Here is a 15,814-nt window from a genome sequence, read left to right as displayed (position 1 = left end):
CTCTCAGTAGAAACTCAAACAACCCGAGAGCGCATTATCATTTCTGGAGAGAAAATCTATACCGGAGTCAAGGCGGGCGTTTCGACCGCCAGCGCCAAAGCAAGGAGAGTTTCATGACCATCGCCATCACCGGGGCCACCGGACAGCTCGGCCGTCTCGTCATCGCCGCCCTCAAGACCAGATCGCCCGCCGCCCAAACCATCGCGCTGGCGCGTTCGCCGGAAAAGGCCGCCGATCTGGGCGTCGAAACGCGCGCCTTCGATTATTCCAAGCCCGACGCCCAGACCGCCGCGCTCGCGGGCGTCGACACGCTGCTGCTGATTTCCTCCAGCGAAATCGGCCAGCGCGCCGCGCAGCATCGCCATGTGATCGCCGCGGCCAAGGCGGCCGGCGTGTCGCGCCTCGTCTACACCAGCCTGCTGCGCGCCGACAGCTCGCCCCTGAGCCTTGCGGAGGAACATCGCGACACCGAGCAGGCGATCAAGGCCTCCGGCCTCGACTTCACGATTCTGCGCAACGGTTGGTATAGCGAGAACTACACCGGATCGGTCGGCCCGGCCGTGGCCGCCGGCGCCTTCATCGGCAGCGCCGGGAACGGACGCATCGCCTCCGCCGCGCGAAAGGATTATGCCGAGGCCGCGGCGATCGTCCTCACCTCCGCCGGGCACTCCGGCCGCGTCTACGAACTGGCCGGCGACGCCGCCTATACGCTGACCGAGCTCGCCGCCGAGATCAGCCGGCAAACCGGCAAGGCCATTCCCTACAAGAACTTGCCGGAAGCGGACTATGCCGCCGCTTTGGTCGGCGCCGGCTTGCCCGAATTTTTCGCGCGCGCCATCGCCAGCTGGGATGTCGCGGCGGCGCAAGGCGCCTTGTTCGACGAGGGCCGCGCGCTTTCGACCCTGCTCGGCCATCCGACCACGCCGATCGCCGCAAGCGTGAAACAGGCGCTCGGCGCCTGAGCGCGTCCAGATCATCGCGGCGCACGGCCCAAGCGTCGTGCGCCGCCCGCTCTCGTCAAGGCAGCCTCGTCCGCGACAACAGCACCGCCAGCTCCGCCTGGCGCGTGGTTCCGGTCTTGGCGAAGGCGCTTTTGAGATGCGTGCGCACCGTGCCGATGGAAACATCCTGTTCGGCCGCGATCTCCACGGGGGCCATGCCCTCCGCCACGGCCTGGGCGACCCGCGCCTCGGCCGGCGTCAGGTCGAACAGCCCGCGCAGGATCGTCGCCTCCGGCGCCGCGTTTCTGGAAAGCTCGGTGACGACCAGCAGGCAGGCGGCGGAGCTGAACACGTCCTGCGCCGCGCGCAGGATCGGCACGACATGGACGACCATCGGCGGGCGGTCGAGACGGCCGGTCACCGGCAGCGAATGCAGGACGCCCGAATCCCAATGGCGGGCCTTCAGCCGTTCGAGAACGGCTTTGAGCAAGGCGTCCGCCCGCTGATCCGTCATCAGGCAGCGTTGCGCGCCGTCCTGAAACAGCGAAGGCATGAATCGCTCGAACAGATCATTGGTCAGCAGGATTTTGTGCGACCGCGACAGAACGGCGGCGGGCAGCCCCAGGGCGCGCAGGGTTTCGGCGGCGGCCCTGGCCTTCTCCAGGCCCAGCCGGGCGGCGACCAGCGCGGCGCGACGCAGCGGCCCGGCGACGGCGTTGAAGGATTCGATCTCCTCCCGGCTGAACGGACCGTCGACATAGGGCCGCTCCCAGCTGAACACGATATTGTCGCCGGAGGGGACCGGCGTGACGATGCCGGCGCACCATCCGCCGCCATTTTCACGAAGAAAACGGTAGGTGGGATCGGTTTCCATCTCGGCCGGCGAGAGGAGGTCGTGATCGCTGACAAAGCCGAACAGGCCGCGCTGCACCGCCCGCGCCGTCCTGAGATTTTTCTCCGCCCAGCCCTGCTCGAAAAAGGCTTGGACCAGGTCGACCATTTGCGGCGACGACACCCATCCGGAAAAATGCGGGTTTGTCGCGAACAGCGCGCCGCCAAAGGAAGAACTCGCCCGGCAGAACGACTGCAAGACATTGGGCCACAATTCGGGAACGATTGCGGCTTCATAAATCTGATCCGTCAGGGCCTCGAAGCGTCCCAAATCCAAGCCCTCCGAGCGAAACGCTTGATCGAGCCGACCGGTCTCCCGGGATCGCTCCTGTCCAGATCACCACATTCCGAAGGGTTCGGCCACAACTTCGCGGTGGCGGTCAGATGAGGCGAAGCAGGGATGTTTTCGGCCACCAATGAAGTGGGACGCCAATAAGTAGCCCTCACCCTGAGGAGCCCGCCTTAGCGGGCGTCTCGAAGGGCGGGGGCGGCCCACGAATGTTGCTAGCTCTTCCGCTCCAACTCGCCCGCGGACGCCTGCCCCAAAAACAGATCGCAAAAGGCGCGCGCCGCCAGCGGCAGGCGCCTGTCGGCCCGGTGCAGCAAAAACCAATGTTTCATCAGCGGAAACCCGTCGACCGGCAGAACGGACAAGCGCCTGGTCTCCAGTTCGAGCGCGATCGTCTTCAGCGGCACGATCCCCAGGCCCAGCCCGGCCGCGACCGCCTGTTTCACCGCCTCATTGGTGTTGACGTCGCAGCTCGAGCGGAATTCCAGGCCCTTTTCGGCGAAAAACCGCTCGATATTGGCCTGCGTGCCCGATCCCGGCTCGCGCGCGATCATCGCCTCCTCCCCCAGGAGATCGACGGGAACGCGCGCCAGTTTCGTCAGCGGGTGATCGGGCCGGGCGACCACGACCAGCGGATTGTCCATGAACTGATGCGCCACCACGCTGGCGTCCTCGGGCGGCCGGCCCATAATGGCGAGATCGGTGCGTTTTTCCAAAAGCGCCGCCAGCACGGAATCATGATTGTCGACCTGCAGGCTGATGCGCACGGAAGGGTGGCGCTTCACATAATCGGAGACGATGCGCGGCAGGAAAAAACTCATGGTCGAGATCAGCGCGATGCGCAAAATCCCGCATTCCAGACTGACATATTGCTTCATCGCGGATTTGAGATCCGCCATTTTCGCCATCATCTCGCGCGCATGGCGCGAAAGCTCCTCGCCGGCCTCGGTCAGAACCAGTTTCTTGCCGGCATGGTCGATCAGCGGCAGGCCGACCTGCTCCTCGAGCTGCTTCACCTGCATGGACACGGCGGGTTGCGTCAGATTGAGTTCGCCGGCCGCGCGCGAGATCGACCCCAGGCGTCCCACGGCTTCAAAAATGATCAACTGGCGAAGCGTGATGTTAATCCGACCACCTCCCGCTGAAACCGGCGCAAGCCAAGCCGCGCTTATACACGTATAACCAGAACTGAATTGCAAATCCAAAGCGTTAACATAGATTTATAACAGACGTGAGGGGATGGTCCCCCACAAAATCACTGCACGGAGATCATATTATGATCAAGCTGACCCCCTCCGAATGGACTGCGGCGGCTCTGGCGACGGCGATGACGCTGGGTCCGCTGGTTCCTTACGCCCTTTCTTAACATCGTCCGCGCCGCGCTTGCTCCATGGCCGCAGCGCGGCGCGCGACCCAACGCAAGGAGGCAAGCGGAACCCTGATCCAGCGGGCGCAGTGTCGGAGAGGCGTGCTGACCCCCAGCAGCTCTCGAACCGGCTGCGCTCGCAAGGCGAACTAATTGCCCCCCACATATTTGACGATATCGGCGATTGAGCCGCGATTGGCGGCGTCACAGAATTGCGCATCGAGTTCGGCTTGCACCGAGGCCGACAACCACCAGCTCATCGAAACCTTGGACATGGCCGGCGTCTTGTTGCGGAGCGCAGCGCATTGCGCGTCGAACAAAGGATCGTTCGCCGCCGGGCCGATCTGCGGCTTCTCCTTCATCACGATTTTGAAAAAGCCCATCTGCTCCACGCCATTGATGCGCGCAAGCTCGTGCACGGCGAGATCGGCCGCCTCCTCGCCATGGCCGCCGCGCGTGGCGAGCAAAGTGTTCACCGGCGCCGCCAGCATGCCCAGCGCCTCGGTCCAAAACCCTTCATCAATCCGCCCGAATTTCGGCGTGGCGGCCGCGCGCGGCGGCGTTTTGCGATCGGCGCCCACGACATCGGGATCGTTCTGCACCCAGACCAGCGCCGGCTTGACGCCAAGACCGCTCAGCGCCCGGGCGAGATCGATCGCCGTGCTCAGCCCGGAATTCTCGAAATAGCCGCCATCGACCACACGGTCGCCAAAGCCGGCGTCGGCCTCGTTGCGCAGCACGCCGGCCGGCGAAATCACGGGGAAGCGGGCGCTGAGCAGAGCGGCGGTGGACAGGCGCAGGTCCGGCGCATCGCGCAACAGCGGCCGGTCGGCGGCGCCGTCATGGGCGGCGGGGCAATCGCCGCCGTCGGTCGGACAGGGCCGCGACATCAGCTCGAACACGTCATAGGCCTGCGAATAGAGCGCAATGCGCCCGTTGGCCCCGTCCGGGCTGGCATAGGTCGAGATCAGGTCCGAAGCGATGATGCGGCGCCCCGTCGAAACCGACGTGCCGTTGAGCAGCAACAGCGGCAGCCATCCCTCGCCATCGGCATAGCCCATGGCGCGACACAGTCCCTTGCCCGGCTGGGCGCTGCAATTTTGCGGCGCGCGGCTGCGCCCGGAAATATAGCTGTAATGGCGCTCCCAGCTCTGCTCCAACAGAGCGGCGCGATCGAGGATCATCGACCCCGTCTCGGGCGGGATCGCGCGCGGCGCGAAATTGTCGCGAAAGCCCAGCCCAATAAACCCGCTCGACAGATAATCGCCTGAGACCAGCAGCTGCAGGCAGGAGCGCCACGAGGTTTGCGGATCGGGGGCGCGCGCGGCCGCGCCGAACCACAGCGGCGCGCTCATCACGCAAGGCGGAGCGCCGCCGCGCTCGGCCGCATCGGCAAGCGCCGCGCGGATGGTCGCCGCCCCGAACGCCCCGCCGGACACGCCCGAAATCGCGAAAATCTTTCGGCCAGGCGCGCCCTCGCCCTTGGTGCGATCCAAAATCTCGCCGGCGAAAGTCGCGGCCATGAAGGCGGCGCGGCTGGCGCCGCCTTCGGCCGCGATCACCAGCGCATAGGGGCACTTGCCGGCATCGTCCGCACAGCCATTGGCGGCCCGCCATTTGTCGACGGCGCGCTTGAGTTCGATCTGCCGGCCCGCAAGCTGCTCCACCGGCTTTTGCGGCAACAGCCGCACGTCGTTCAAATGGGTGTTGGTCGCGGTCACCCCCACGGCGACCGCGACCAGCGGAATCAGCACCGGCCACCCTTTTCGATGACCGCGCCGCGCCAATTCGCTCAGCACCAGCACCAGCGCGCCGAACAGGAGCGGAATCAGCAGCGCGCGATCAAACCACAGGGAGAGCCGGTGCGGCGCGGCATAAGCGACGACGAACAAAGCGAAGGTGAACACCAGCGAGGCGCGGGCGAACAGGGTGAGCCGCCGCTTCACCCGCGCGGCGCCGTCGGAGGCGCGCAGATCGGCGCGCCGCTCGATCCAGCCGAGCAGCCGCCGCCGCCCGATGACGAAGATGATGAACAGCAGCGCTGCGACAGCGTCGCCCAGTGCGAGCCACAGGATCTGGCTCTGCGCGCGCCTGACCTCCTCGAGGTCGCGCGCGGCATCCATGGCGGCGTCGCAGAAATACAGGCCGAATCCGACGGCGATGAACGGGATGAGTCCGAGGAGGCGCGGCGTCCAGCGGATCGCCCAGTCCAGCTCCTGGCGCAGCTCCTCCTGCAAAGCCGCGCGCTCCGTCTCCGACAGTCTCCGCCGCACGGCGACGGGAATCAGCCAATGCGGCTCCTCCAGCACGCGGCGCGCGCCATAATGGACCGGCCAGGCCCAGAGCAGGAACACGGCGGCCAAAAACCCGAGCCAATGGCCGATCTGCGCCAATGTGCTGGAAAAGGCCAGATCCGCGAACAGGTTTTGCGCCTGGACCACGCCGAACAGCAGGAAAAAGCCGGCGACGACCGAAATCAGGGAAAAACGGCAGGCGGCGAGCAATCGCGCGAGCAGCACACATTTTCGCCAAACACGCGCGAGCATCCGCGCCTCCTGAAATCAAGCCGTGAAACGCCGGCGCCAGAATGCGCCAATGCTCCCTCTGCGGCAACAGTCTACCTCAAGGTCGCACGTTTCCGCCTGGGACGCAGTGCGGCAAAAAGCGCGCGACATGCAGCGCGAGCCGAACAATTGTTCGCACATGCGAAATGGACGTGGAGTTTCGCGGCGAAGGGTATAAAATGAGGCAGAAAATTCGAGGCGCCCATTGATGCCGCAAATGATACTGCTGACCGGCAGCGGCATATCCGCCGATTCCGGTCTCGACACCTTCCGATCCTCAGGCGGACAGAGCCTTTGGGCGCTTTATGATCCCGACATCGTCTGCAACTATGAGGTGTGGGAGGAGAATTTCGAACTCGTGCACGAGTTCTATTCGAAGCGCCGCGTCGAACTGGCCGGCGTCGAACCGAATGCAGCGCACAAAATGGCGGCGGAATGGCAAAAACGCTACGGCGCCGAGCTGATCACCCAGAATGTCGACGACCTCTTCGAGCGCGCCGGCGCCCGCGACGTGGTCCATGTCCACGGCCGCCTCACCGGCCTGCGCTGCCTGAGCTGCGAGGCGCAATGGGACTGGGGCTATCGCCCGTTCAATCCGGCGGAGCATCGCTGCCCCAATTGCGGCGGGCTGCACGAGGTCAAGCCGGATGTGGTGTTTTTCGGCGAAAGCGCGCCGCTCTATCAGCGATTATGGGAGCGGCTGGATTCGCTCAGCCACGAGGATCTGCTGATGGTGATCGGCACGTCGGGCAACGTCCTGCCGATCGCCGGCATTGCGCGCCACACCCGCGCCGTGACGATTCTGTCCAACCTCGAACCCGAACCGACCATCCCCGAGCGCTATTTTGATCATGTGATCCACGGCCGCGCCGCGGAGCTCGCCCCGCAGCTCGACGAACTGGTCAAGAAAATCCTGGATTAGGCCGGCAGGAGACAGCGGCGGGCGAAGCCCGCCGGGTTCCTCCCCAAACTTTGACGCCTCAGGCGGTCCCGACCTGCCCGCGGCGCGCCTCGATTTCGGCGCCCATGGCGCGCACCAGACAGGCGCGGGCGAAGGCGAGCAGCTCGTCGGGGCAGGATTCGAGATTTTCCAGCACCTGCATCAGCAGCCGGAACTGCGCGGTGGTGAGATCGGCGCCTTCGCCGCCGAGATAGTCGATCAGCCAATGCGCCTGCTCGAGGCTCGGCCGGCGGCCGGCGAAATCCTCGAGAAACCAGCCGCCGACCTTGTCGGCGAAGAACCGGCCCCAATCGGGACAAGCGGGCAGACGGGCGCGGGCCAGCGCGCCGAGCGCATCGATCTCGCTTTCGGTCAGACCGTCCTCCAGCTTGGGCAGATTGGAGAGCATGCCGACGTCATCGGCCAGGATCTGGCCGCGCCGGGAGATGGCCGCACAAATCTGCGGCGCGAGGTCGAGAGCAATGAGCGTGCCGGAGGTCATGGTTTATCCTTCCCATCGATGGAAGGACGTTAAGCGCCGGCGCTGTCCAAAGGATTAACGATGATTATGCTTGAAGACATCTTGGGCTTTATCCCTAACAGACAGTAAACCCGCATCCCCACCCAAAAAAATCTCTCTACATACAATAAAGTAGCCCTCATCCTGAGGAGGCCCCGCAGGGGCCGTCTCGAAGGAGAGGGCGGGCCACGGCTTTGTCCGAGCCCGCCAAAAACTCACACGTGAACCGCCTCGGCGGCCTCGTCCAGAGTCAGATCGACCATCAGCTCGCCGGCGATGTCCTCGAGCGCCTGGCACAGATTGACCATGCTGAGCCCCTCGGGCAGCAGCAGCCGCGCCCGCGCCTTGAACATGGCTTCGCCGGAGAAGGCGCCGCTGGTTAGCTCGCTCTCCAGTTCGATAATGCTGACATGCGCCTGGGCGAGCACATGGGAGATGTCGCGGATGATGCCGGGCCGGTCGAGCCCGATGGTTTCCAGACGCACGGTGCGCCCGACCACGGCCGGATGCGGATCGGTGCGCTGCACGATGATGCGCAAGCCCTGGGCATCCAGCGCGCGCAGCGCGGCGACCAGCGCATCGGCCTTTTCGGCGTCGATGGCGACCAGCACCATGCCGGCGAACTGGCCGGACAGGCTGGCCATGCGCGTGTCGAGCCAATTGCCGCCGCCGGCGGCGATCGTGTCGGAAACCGCGCTCACCAGACCGGGACGATCCGGGCCGATCACGGTCAGAACCAGATGAATTTGCATGAACCGCTCCTGTTGCGTCGGACCATAGCCCATGCCCGCCGCCGCCGGAAGTTCACTTTGCGCTATGCGCAAGCCGCCAGCGCCGCGCCCATCCCTTCGGCGCGGCGATCCAGCGCCGCCCGGATACGGGCGGGAACCTGACGCCGCGATTTTGCGCGCGGCAAAGGCATTTCCTCGAGAACCCGGCCCTTGGGATAGAGCGCTTCATGCTCCGCCCAATTGTCGAAATTCATGCGGTCGACATTGTCGACAAAAGTTTCCGCCGGAACGCCTTCCGCCAGCACCAGCGCATGATCGTCCAGTTCGACGTGGTAATAGACGAAAAATTCGGGAACCCTGGTCTCGCGAACGATCGACGTTCCATTGACCAGCGCGCCCGCCTGGATCAGCAGGCCCTCGACCAGCAGCGCGTGGTCGGGAGACACCAGCAGGTCGCGCGTGGGGAGAGTATCGCCCAGCGCGCCCGCCCGGATGCGGATCGGATGGCTGCGCACCGGATCGACGAACCGCGCCGCAACCTTCAGCCGGCCGAGCCAGACGACAGGCCGGGCCTCGCCATCCGCCGTGAGCGCCAGATCGCCCGGCCGCAGCGTTTCGATGGCGGCCTCGCCCGAGGGCGTGCGGATGCGCGTGCCCGCCAGGAAGCAGAGGGTTTCGCTCGTGTCGGAGAATTGCGCGGTCTCGACGTCGGACAGCGTGTAGACGGTGTCGGCGTCGGCGATGACGACTCCGCCGGTTTCGTAAGTGATCGTGTAATTGGCGCGCAGGCCGGCGAACACGACCGTGTCGCGCCCGGCGCCGCCCCTGATCGTGTCCGCGTCCTGGTTCACATAGAAAACGTCGTCGTCGCTGCCGCCGATCGCGGTCTCGATATGGGTGCCATAAGCGATGCAGATATTGTTGGTGAGCCCGCCGACGCTGCTGAACGCGCCCTGGTTCAGGTTCACCGTGCACGACATATTGTAGCCGGAGAGATCCAGGGTGTTGTTCAAGCCGTGGTCGAACAGGGTCGCGATCGGCGCGGTGTCGACGGTGAAGTCGAAGAACACGCGCGACTCGTCGCCGATGTTGCAGTTGAAGCCGAAGATCTGCCCGCCGCCATAGACCCCGCTGCGCGACGCCCCGTACATCTGCTCCACGGCGAGAATGTCGAAGGCCATCGGTGTGTAAGGCGTCTGGCGGTCCACCCCGTCGGAGGCGCCCCACGCGACCGCGCGCGTGTCGCTGGTGGTCTTGGCGGCGTCCGCAGGCGAAATATAGGACATGACCGTGTACAGACGGTCGTCATAAACCGTGTATTGATTGTCCCCCGCGCCATTGTAGTCGCCGCCATGGCCGAGGCCGAGCAGGTGCCCGGCTTCGTGGACCAGCGTGCCGACGCCATAACCGCCCAGGGCCGAAAACGAGGCGATGTCGCCATAGGGACTGTTCGGATCGGTGTTGATCACGATCCCGACCGAGGCGCCCCCCTGGCCGGGGTCGATCTTTCCGATCTGAGGGCCGGGCGTGTAGGTGTCATATTCGTGGACATCGCCGGAGGGATCGCTGACGAAGACCACGTCGGGCGCGCCCGCCGACTCCACGAATGTGATGTCGGCGATGCCGGACCAAAGTTTCAGCGCGGCGACGACCATGGTCTTCTGGGCGGACGTCCAATTCCCCTGGGACGCGTCGAAGGCATAGGTCACCACCCCGCCGCCCGTTCCCACGACGGCGTCGCCGCCGCCGTTCTGCCATTTGTGGGGAATCAACCCGTAATCCGACCAGTAACTCCGGGCGGCGACGCCGTCCGTCGCGGTCAAGCCGGAGAGATAGGATATCTCGGAGAGCGCATTGGGGTCTGTCGAAATCGAAACGGGAAACGAGAAGGTCATGAAGCAGAGTCCAGAGAATTCAACCCTCTGCTTAACTTAAAGGAATGATCAAACAAATTTGCTTTTTTGCCGCATCGACCGAAAGGCTGGCGCGCGAAAAAATTCAATTTCGCGCGCCGCGTTTTTTTCACATCAAACGCCCTTGTTTTCCAGGGCGGCCATGATCTCGTCCATGATGGCGGGATCGTCGATGGTGGCGGGCATGGTCCAGGGATCGTGGTCGGCGATCTTCTTCATCGTGCCGCGCAGGATTTTGCCGGAACGCGTCTTGGGCAGACGGTTCACGGTGATGGCGATCTTGAACGCAGCCACCGGGCCGATCTTGTCGCGCACCAGCTTGACGATTTCCTGCTCGATCTCGATCGGCGATCGGCTGACGCCCGATTTGAGCACGATGAAGCCGCAGGGCTGTTCGCCCTTCAGCTCATCCTTGACGCCGATCACCGCGCATTCCGCGACATCCGGATGCGAGGCCAAAACCTCCTCCATGCCGCCGGTGGAGAGCCGATGGCCCGCGACATTGATGATGTCGTCGGTGCGGCCCATGATGTAGAGATAGCCGTCCGCGTCGATGAAGCCGGCGTCCGCGGTCTTGTAGAAGCCGGGGAAGTCGGTGAGATAGCTCTCCTTCATCCGCTCGTCCTGCTTCCACAGCGTCGGCAAGTTGCCGGGAGGCAGCGGCAGTTTCACGACAATCGAGCCCATCTTGCCCGCGGGGACCGGATGCGCCGCCTCGTCGACGATCTGCACGTCATAGCCGGGCATGGCGACGGTCGGCGAGCCGTGTTTCACCGGCAGCGCGCCGAGCCCCACGGGATTGCCGGCGATGGCCCAGCCGGTTTCGGTCTGCCACCAATGGTCGATCACCGGCACGCCCAGGATCTGCTCGGCCCAGGCGACGGTGTCCGGGTCGGCGCGCTCGCCGGCCAGGAACAGGGTGCGCAGGCTCTTCTTCACATTGTAGCGCTTGAGGTGATCGGCGTTCGGGTCCTCCTTGCGCACGGCGCGGAAGGCCGTAGGCGCGGTGAACAGAGCCGCGACATTATATTCCTCGATCATGCGCCAGAACGCGCCGGCGTCGGGCGTGCCGATCGGCTTGCCCTCGTAGACGACGGTGGTCGCGCCATAGAGCAACTGGCCGTAGAGAATGTAGGAATGGCCAACCACCCAGCCCACGTCGGAGGCCGCCCAAAACACCTCGCCGGGCTCGATGCCATAGAGGTTTTTCATGGTCCACATCAGCGCGACGGCATGACCGCCATTGTCGCGCACCACGCCCTTGGGAATGCCGGTCGTGCCCGAGGTGTAGAGGATGTAGAGCGGATCGGTCGCCTTCATCTCTTCCGGCTCGACGGTGCGGCGCTCGGCGAGCGCGGCGGTCACCAGCGTCGACCAGTCGAAATCGCGACCGGCGATCATGTCGGCGGGCTGTTGCGGCCGCTGCAGCAGAAGCACTTTTTCCGGCTTGACCGCGGCGAGGCTGATGGCTTCGTCGAGCAGCGGCTTGTATTTGACGACGCGGTTCGGCTCGATGCCGCAGGACGCGGTCAAAATCACCTTGGGCTCGGAATCGTTGATGCGGGTCGCGAGCTCCTTGGCGGCGAAACCGCCGAACACGACCGAATGAATGGCGCCGATGCGGGCGCAGGCCAGCACGCCGATCACCGCTTCCGGGATCATCGGCATATAGGCGAGCACGCGGTCGCCTTTGCCGACGCCGAAATCCTTCAGGACGGCGGCCACCGCATTCACTTCCGCGAGCAGCTGCGCATAGGTGTAGGTGCGCTTGATGCCGGTGACGGGGCTGTCATAGATCAGCGCGGCCTGCTCGGCGCGCCCGTTCTTCACATGACGGTCGACGGCGTTGTAGCAGGTGTTGAGCGTGCCGTCCGGGAACCAGCGGCCATAGACGCCGGCATTCGGATCGAACACGGTCTGCGGCGCCTTGATCCAGTCGACCGCCTTGGCGGCCTCGCCCCAGAATTCGAACGGCTTGTCTTTCCAATGGGCGTAGACGTCGTGATATTTGCTCGCCATGGGCTCCCTCCCCGTGATTTTTGGCTGAACATGTCGCGCGGAAAGTGCGACGCCGCGTCGCAGAAGTCCAGAACGGCGGCCGCTCAACCTTAGGCTAATGGCAGGCGGGCAAAGCGCTTTCGCCGCCATGCGCTTCGTCCGCGAACGGGCCTCGCCGCGCAAAGGAGGGACGCGCGGCGCGAACGAAAGCCCCAAATGAAAATCCCCGCCGGAGGGGCGGGGATTTCAGTTTGCCGACAACGGAGTTCAATGGACCGTGGCGTCGACCTTTTCACCCTTGAGCCGGGTTATTTCGTCCTTGAGAATGAGCTTGCGTCGCTTGAGTTCGTGCAATTTCAGTTCGTCCGTCCCCGGGAGGGTCTCTTCCTTCTCGATTTCCCGTTGCAGCGCCTGATGCCGGCGCTCGAGTTCGGCGAGATGGGCTTGCATGGACATGCACAACTCCTGTCGATGTTTTGACGACTGAATCATGACACGGCTGGCGCCGACTGCAAGCGGTAATTCACGGCGGGGCTCAAGCTATTAGGATAAGCATCATTGATCTTGCCCTTGACGGCGCAAACCCCCATAATCCGCGCCGAAATGGCGGTGGATGAACGGGCGGCAGATCGGTCGATGACCAAAGACATGAGTGAAGAAGAGCGGGCCGAATTCACTGCCGAACTGGAGCGTTTGCGGGAAGAACACCGCGATCTCGACGCCGCCATCGAGGCGCTGACCTCCGTTGGCGCCTATGACAGGCTGCAACTTCAACGTTTGAAAAAGCGCAAGCTCGCGCTGCGCGACCGCATCACCTTTCTGGAAGACGCGCTGACGCCGGATATTATCGCTTAAACGCCAAATTCCGCTTTGCCTTCGCGGCGCGGCGCGATAGGAGGACGGCTTGTTTTTTTGCCGGAATCCGCCGTGTCGAACCCAAACAGTCCCGTCGCCATTATCATGGGCAGCCAGTCCGATTGGTCGACCATGCGTCACGCCGCCGAAACCCTGGAAGAGCTGGGCGTCTCCTCCGACGCGCGCATCGTCTCGGCGCATCGCACCCCGGACCGCCTGATCACCTTCGCCAAGGGCGCGCGGGACGCCGGCTTCAAGGTGATCATCGCCGGAGCGGGCGGCGCCGCGCATCTGCCGGGCATGACCGCCGCCATGACCTCCCTGCCCGTTCTCGGCGTTCCCGTGGAATCCAAGGCCTTGTCGGGCAAGGACTCGCTGTTGTCCATCGTGCAGATGCCCGGCGGCATTCCGGTGGGCACGCTGGCGATCGGCAAGGCCGGCGCGATCAACGCCGCTTTGCTCGCCGCCTCCATCCTCGCCCTCACCGACCCGGAGCTGGCAAAGCGCCTCGAGGCGTTCCGCGCCCGCCAGACGGAAAATGTCGCGGAGCGGCCGCATGACTGAACGGGCCCTGGCCCCCACCGCCAAAATCGGCATTGTCGGCGGCGGCCAGCTCGGCCGGATGCTGGCGCTCGCCGCCGCGCGCCTCGGCCTGTCCTGCCACATTTATTCGCCCGGCGAGGGCGAGCCGGCCTATGAAGTCGCGGCCAAATCCACCATCGCCCCCTATGACGATCAGGCCGCGCTCGCCCGCTTCGCCGCGAGCGTCGACGTCATCACCTATGAATTCGAGAACATCCCGGCGGCTACAGCGGAATTCCTGCAAAAGCTGAAGCCGGTGCGCCCGTCGCCGCGCGTGCTGGCGCTCACCCAGGACCGCCTGGTCGAGAAGGATTTTGTCGCAAAACTCGGAATCGGCGTCGCGCCCTATGCGCAAGTCGACGACGCCGGCGCGCTCGCCCGCGCGGTGGCGCGGATCGGCCGCCCGTCGATCCTCAAAACCCGGCGCTTCGGCTATGACGGCAAGGGCCAGACCACGATCAAGGAAGGCGCGGACCTCGCGGTCGCCTTCCGCTCGCTCGGCGGACAGCCCTCCATTCTCGAAGGTTTTGTGCCTTTCGCCATGGAAGTCTCGGTGGTGGCGGCGCGCGGCCTCGACGGCGAATTTTTGGCCTGGGACGTCGGCGAGAACGTCCACGACAACCACATTCTCGACACCACCACCGTGCCCGCGCGCATGTCGCCCGACCTGCTCCGCCGCGCCACGGAAAAGGCGCAAAAGATCGCCGAAGCCCTCGACTATGTCGGCGTGCTCGCGGTGGAAATGTTTCTGGTCAACGGGCCGCAAGGCCAGACCCTGCTGGTCAACGAAATCGCGCCGCGCGTGCACAATTCCGGCCACTGGACGCTCGACGGTTCGGTCACCTCGCAATTCGAGCAGCACATCCGCGCCGTCTGCGGCTTTCCTCTGGGCTCGCCGCGCGCTCACGGTCCAGTCGTCATGCGCAATCTGATCGGCGACGACATCAAGGAATGGCGCGATCTGCTGCGCCAGCCCGGCGCCTGCCTGCATCTTTACGGCAAGACCGAAGCGCGCCCCGGTCGGAAAATGGGCCACGTCACCTTCCTAAAGGTCTGAGATGGCCAACGCCACATTTTCCCAGGTTTCGACCTCGATTTTCGAGATCATGTCGACGCTGGCGCGGGAAAAAGGCGCGGAAAACCTTGGCCAGGGCTTTCCGGAAGGGCTGGAGCCGCCCGAACTGATCGAGGCGGCCGTAAAAGCCCTGCGCGAGGGCTCGCACCAGTACCCACCAATGATGGGCCTGCCCGCGCTGCGAAAAGCGGTGGCCGACAATGCCCGCCGTTTCCTGGGCCTGGAGGCCGCTCCGGACGAGGTCATGATCACCTCCGGCGCCACAGAGGCGCTATCGGATTGTTTTCTCGCCCTACTCAACCCCGGCGATGAAGTGATCGTGTTCGAGCCGGTCTACGATTCCTACGCGCCGATCATCCGCCGCGGCGGCGCGGTCCCGGTCGCTGTCAAACTGACGCCGCCCGACTGGCGCCTGCCCTTCGAACGCCTGAAAGCCGCGATCACGCCGCGCACCCGCGCGCTGGTCGTCAACACGCCGATGAACCCCGTTGGAAAAATTTTTGATACCGAAGAACTCGGCTTCCTCGCCGAGCTCATGCTGAAGCACGATCTCGTCGCCATCTGCGACGAGGTTTATGAGCACCTTGTCTTTGAAGGCGCGCACAAAAGCCTGTTCGGCATCGCGGAGATCCGCGATCGCGTGGCGCGCATCGGCTCGGCCGGCAAAACCTTTTCGGTCACCGGCTGGAAGGTTGGCTATGTCATGGCCGATCCAAAACTGCTCGGCCCCATCGCCCGCGCCCACCAGTTCGTCACTTTTACGACCCCGCCAGCCCTGCAAGCGGCGGTGGCGGCGGGCCTGAACATGCCGCAAGCCTATTTTGACGCCCTGAAACAGGCGCTGCAAACCCGCCGCGATTTTCTCACCAACGGTCTGAACACACTGGGGTTCAAGGTCCGCCCGGCGCAAGCGACCTATTTTGCCGTGGCCGATTTTTCCGCCTTCGACAGCGACGGCGACGACCTCGCCTTTTGCAAGCGCATGGTCGAGGAAGCCGGCGTCGCCGCGATTCCGCTCACCGCCTTTTACGAAAACCGCGACCTGCGCAGCCACATCCGCTTCTGTTTCGCCAAGCAGCAGACAACGCTCGAACGCGCCCTGCAAAAACTGGCGAACTGGGGCGCCCCGCAATAAAAAAGCGCGCCCAA

Annotated in this window: 14 protein-coding genes; 6 read left to right on the top strand and 8 right to left on the bottom strand. The window is 64.6% G+C overall.

The window, feature by feature from the left end; all coding sequences use genetic code 11:
• Nucleotides 1-113: 113 nt before the first annotated feature.
• Nucleotides 114-962, top strand: a complete 849-nt coding sequence (locus M2320_RS15290; protein WP_264598002.1) for an SDR family oxidoreductase — start codon at nt 114-116, stop codon at nt 960-962.
• A 55-nt stretch (nt 963-1,017) separates the two neighbouring features.
• On the opposite strand, the gene M2320_RS15285 is transcribed toward M2320_RS15290, so the two are convergent.
• The 3 genes from M2320_RS15285 to M2320_RS15275 form a co-directional block, all read right to left on the bottom strand.
• On the bottom strand, nt 1,018-2,103 hold the full coding sequence (locus tag M2320_RS15285) for a helix-turn-helix transcriptional regulator (protein ID WP_264598001.1): 1,086 nt from the start codon (nt 2,101-2,103) through the stop codon (nt 1,018-1,020).
• A gap of 233 nt (nt 2,104-2,336) precedes the next feature.
• A complete protein-coding gene (locus M2320_RS15280) occupies nt 2,337-3,227 on the bottom strand; it encodes a LysR family transcriptional regulator (protein ID WP_264598000.1) in 891 nt (296 codons plus the stop codon).
• A 409-nt stretch (nt 3,228-3,636) separates the two neighbouring features.
• Nucleotides 3,637-6,033, bottom strand: a complete 2,397-nt coding sequence (locus tag M2320_RS15275) for a hypothetical protein (protein ID WP_264597999.1) — start codon at nt 6,031-6,033, stop codon at nt 3,637-3,639.
• Nucleotides 6,034-6,259: 226 nt separating this feature from the next.
• Here M2320_RS15275 and M2320_RS15270 point away from each other — a divergent pair, with 226 nt between their 5' ends.
• Nucleotides 6,260-6,973 (top strand): SIR2 family NAD-dependent protein deacylase, encoded by a 714-nt coding sequence (locus M2320_RS15270; RefSeq protein ID WP_184428304.1) that lies wholly within the window; start codon nt 6,260-6,262, stop codon nt 6,971-6,973.
• Nucleotides 6,974-7,031: 58 nt separating this feature from the next.
• Here M2320_RS15270 and M2320_RS15265 read toward each other — a convergent pair whose 3' ends face one another.
• The 5 genes from M2320_RS15265 to M2320_RS15245 form a co-directional block, all read right to left on the bottom strand.
• The gene (locus tag M2320_RS15265; protein ID WP_264597998.1) at nt 7,032-7,493 is read right to left on the bottom strand and encodes a hypothetical protein; all 462 of its coding nucleotides are present in this window, start codon (nt 7,491-7,493) and stop codon (nt 7,032-7,034) included.
• A gap of 233 nt (nt 7,494-7,726) precedes the next feature.
• Complete coding sequence (locus tag M2320_RS15260) at nt 7,727-8,263, bottom strand: glycine cleavage system protein R (protein WP_264597997.1); 537 nt, start codon at nt 8,261-8,263, stop codon at nt 7,727-7,729.
• A gap of 62 nt (nt 8,264-8,325) precedes the next feature.
• Entirely contained in the window at nt 8,326-10,137 is a 1,812-nt protein-coding gene (locus M2320_RS15255) for a Hint domain-containing protein (protein ID WP_264597996.1), read from the bottom strand.
• A gap of 132 nt (nt 10,138-10,269) precedes the next feature.
• Nucleotides 10,270-12,174, bottom strand: a complete 1,905-nt coding sequence (locus M2320_RS15250; protein WP_264597995.1) for a propionyl-CoA synthetase — start codon at nt 12,172-12,174, stop codon at nt 10,270-10,272.
• Nucleotides 12,175-12,420: 246 nt separating this feature from the next.
• Nucleotides 12,421-12,609, bottom strand: coding sequence for a YdcH family protein (locus M2320_RS15245; protein WP_184428300.1), 189 nt, complete (start codon nt 12,607-12,609; stop codon nt 12,421-12,423).
• A gap of 180 nt (nt 12,610-12,789) precedes the next feature.
• On the opposite strand from M2320_RS15245, the gene M2320_RS15240 reads away from it, so the two are divergent.
• The 4 genes from M2320_RS15240 (at nt 12,790) to M2320_RS15225 (ending at nt 15,800) form a co-directional block, all read left to right on the top strand.
• A complete protein-coding gene (locus M2320_RS15240; protein WP_184428401.1) occupies nt 12,790-13,008 on the top strand; it encodes a YdcH family protein in 219 nt (72 codons plus the stop codon).
• Between the two features lie 105 nt (nt 13,009-13,113).
• Nucleotides 13,114-13,572: a 5-(carboxyamino)imidazole ribonucleotide mutase gene (gene purE / locus M2320_RS15235; protein WP_184428400.1), complete on the top strand. Its 459-nt coding sequence runs from the start codon at nt 13,114-13,116 to the stop codon at nt 13,570-13,572.
• A complete protein-coding gene (locus M2320_RS15230) occupies nt 13,565-14,647 on the top strand; it encodes a 5-(carboxyamino)imidazole ribonucleotide synthase (RefSeq protein WP_264597994.1) in 1,083 nt (360 codons plus the stop codon). Before purE ends, M2320_RS15230 begins: the two co-directional genes overlap by 8 nt.
• Before the next feature lies 1 nt (nt 14,648).
• Entirely contained in the window at nt 14,649-15,800 is a 1,152-nt protein-coding gene (locus tag M2320_RS15225; RefSeq protein ID WP_264597993.1) for an aminotransferase, read from the top strand.
• The last annotated feature ends 14 nt before the right edge of the window (nt 15,801-15,814 follow it).

Source organism: Rhodoblastus acidophilus, assembly GCF_025961575.1.
Lineage (GTDB): Bacteria > Pseudomonadota > Alphaproteobacteria > Rhizobiales > Beijerinckiaceae > Rhodoblastus > Rhodoblastus acidophilus_C.
The sequence above is the reverse complement of the archived record's forward strand: the minus strand, read 5'-3'. Positions and strand labels throughout refer to the sequence as shown.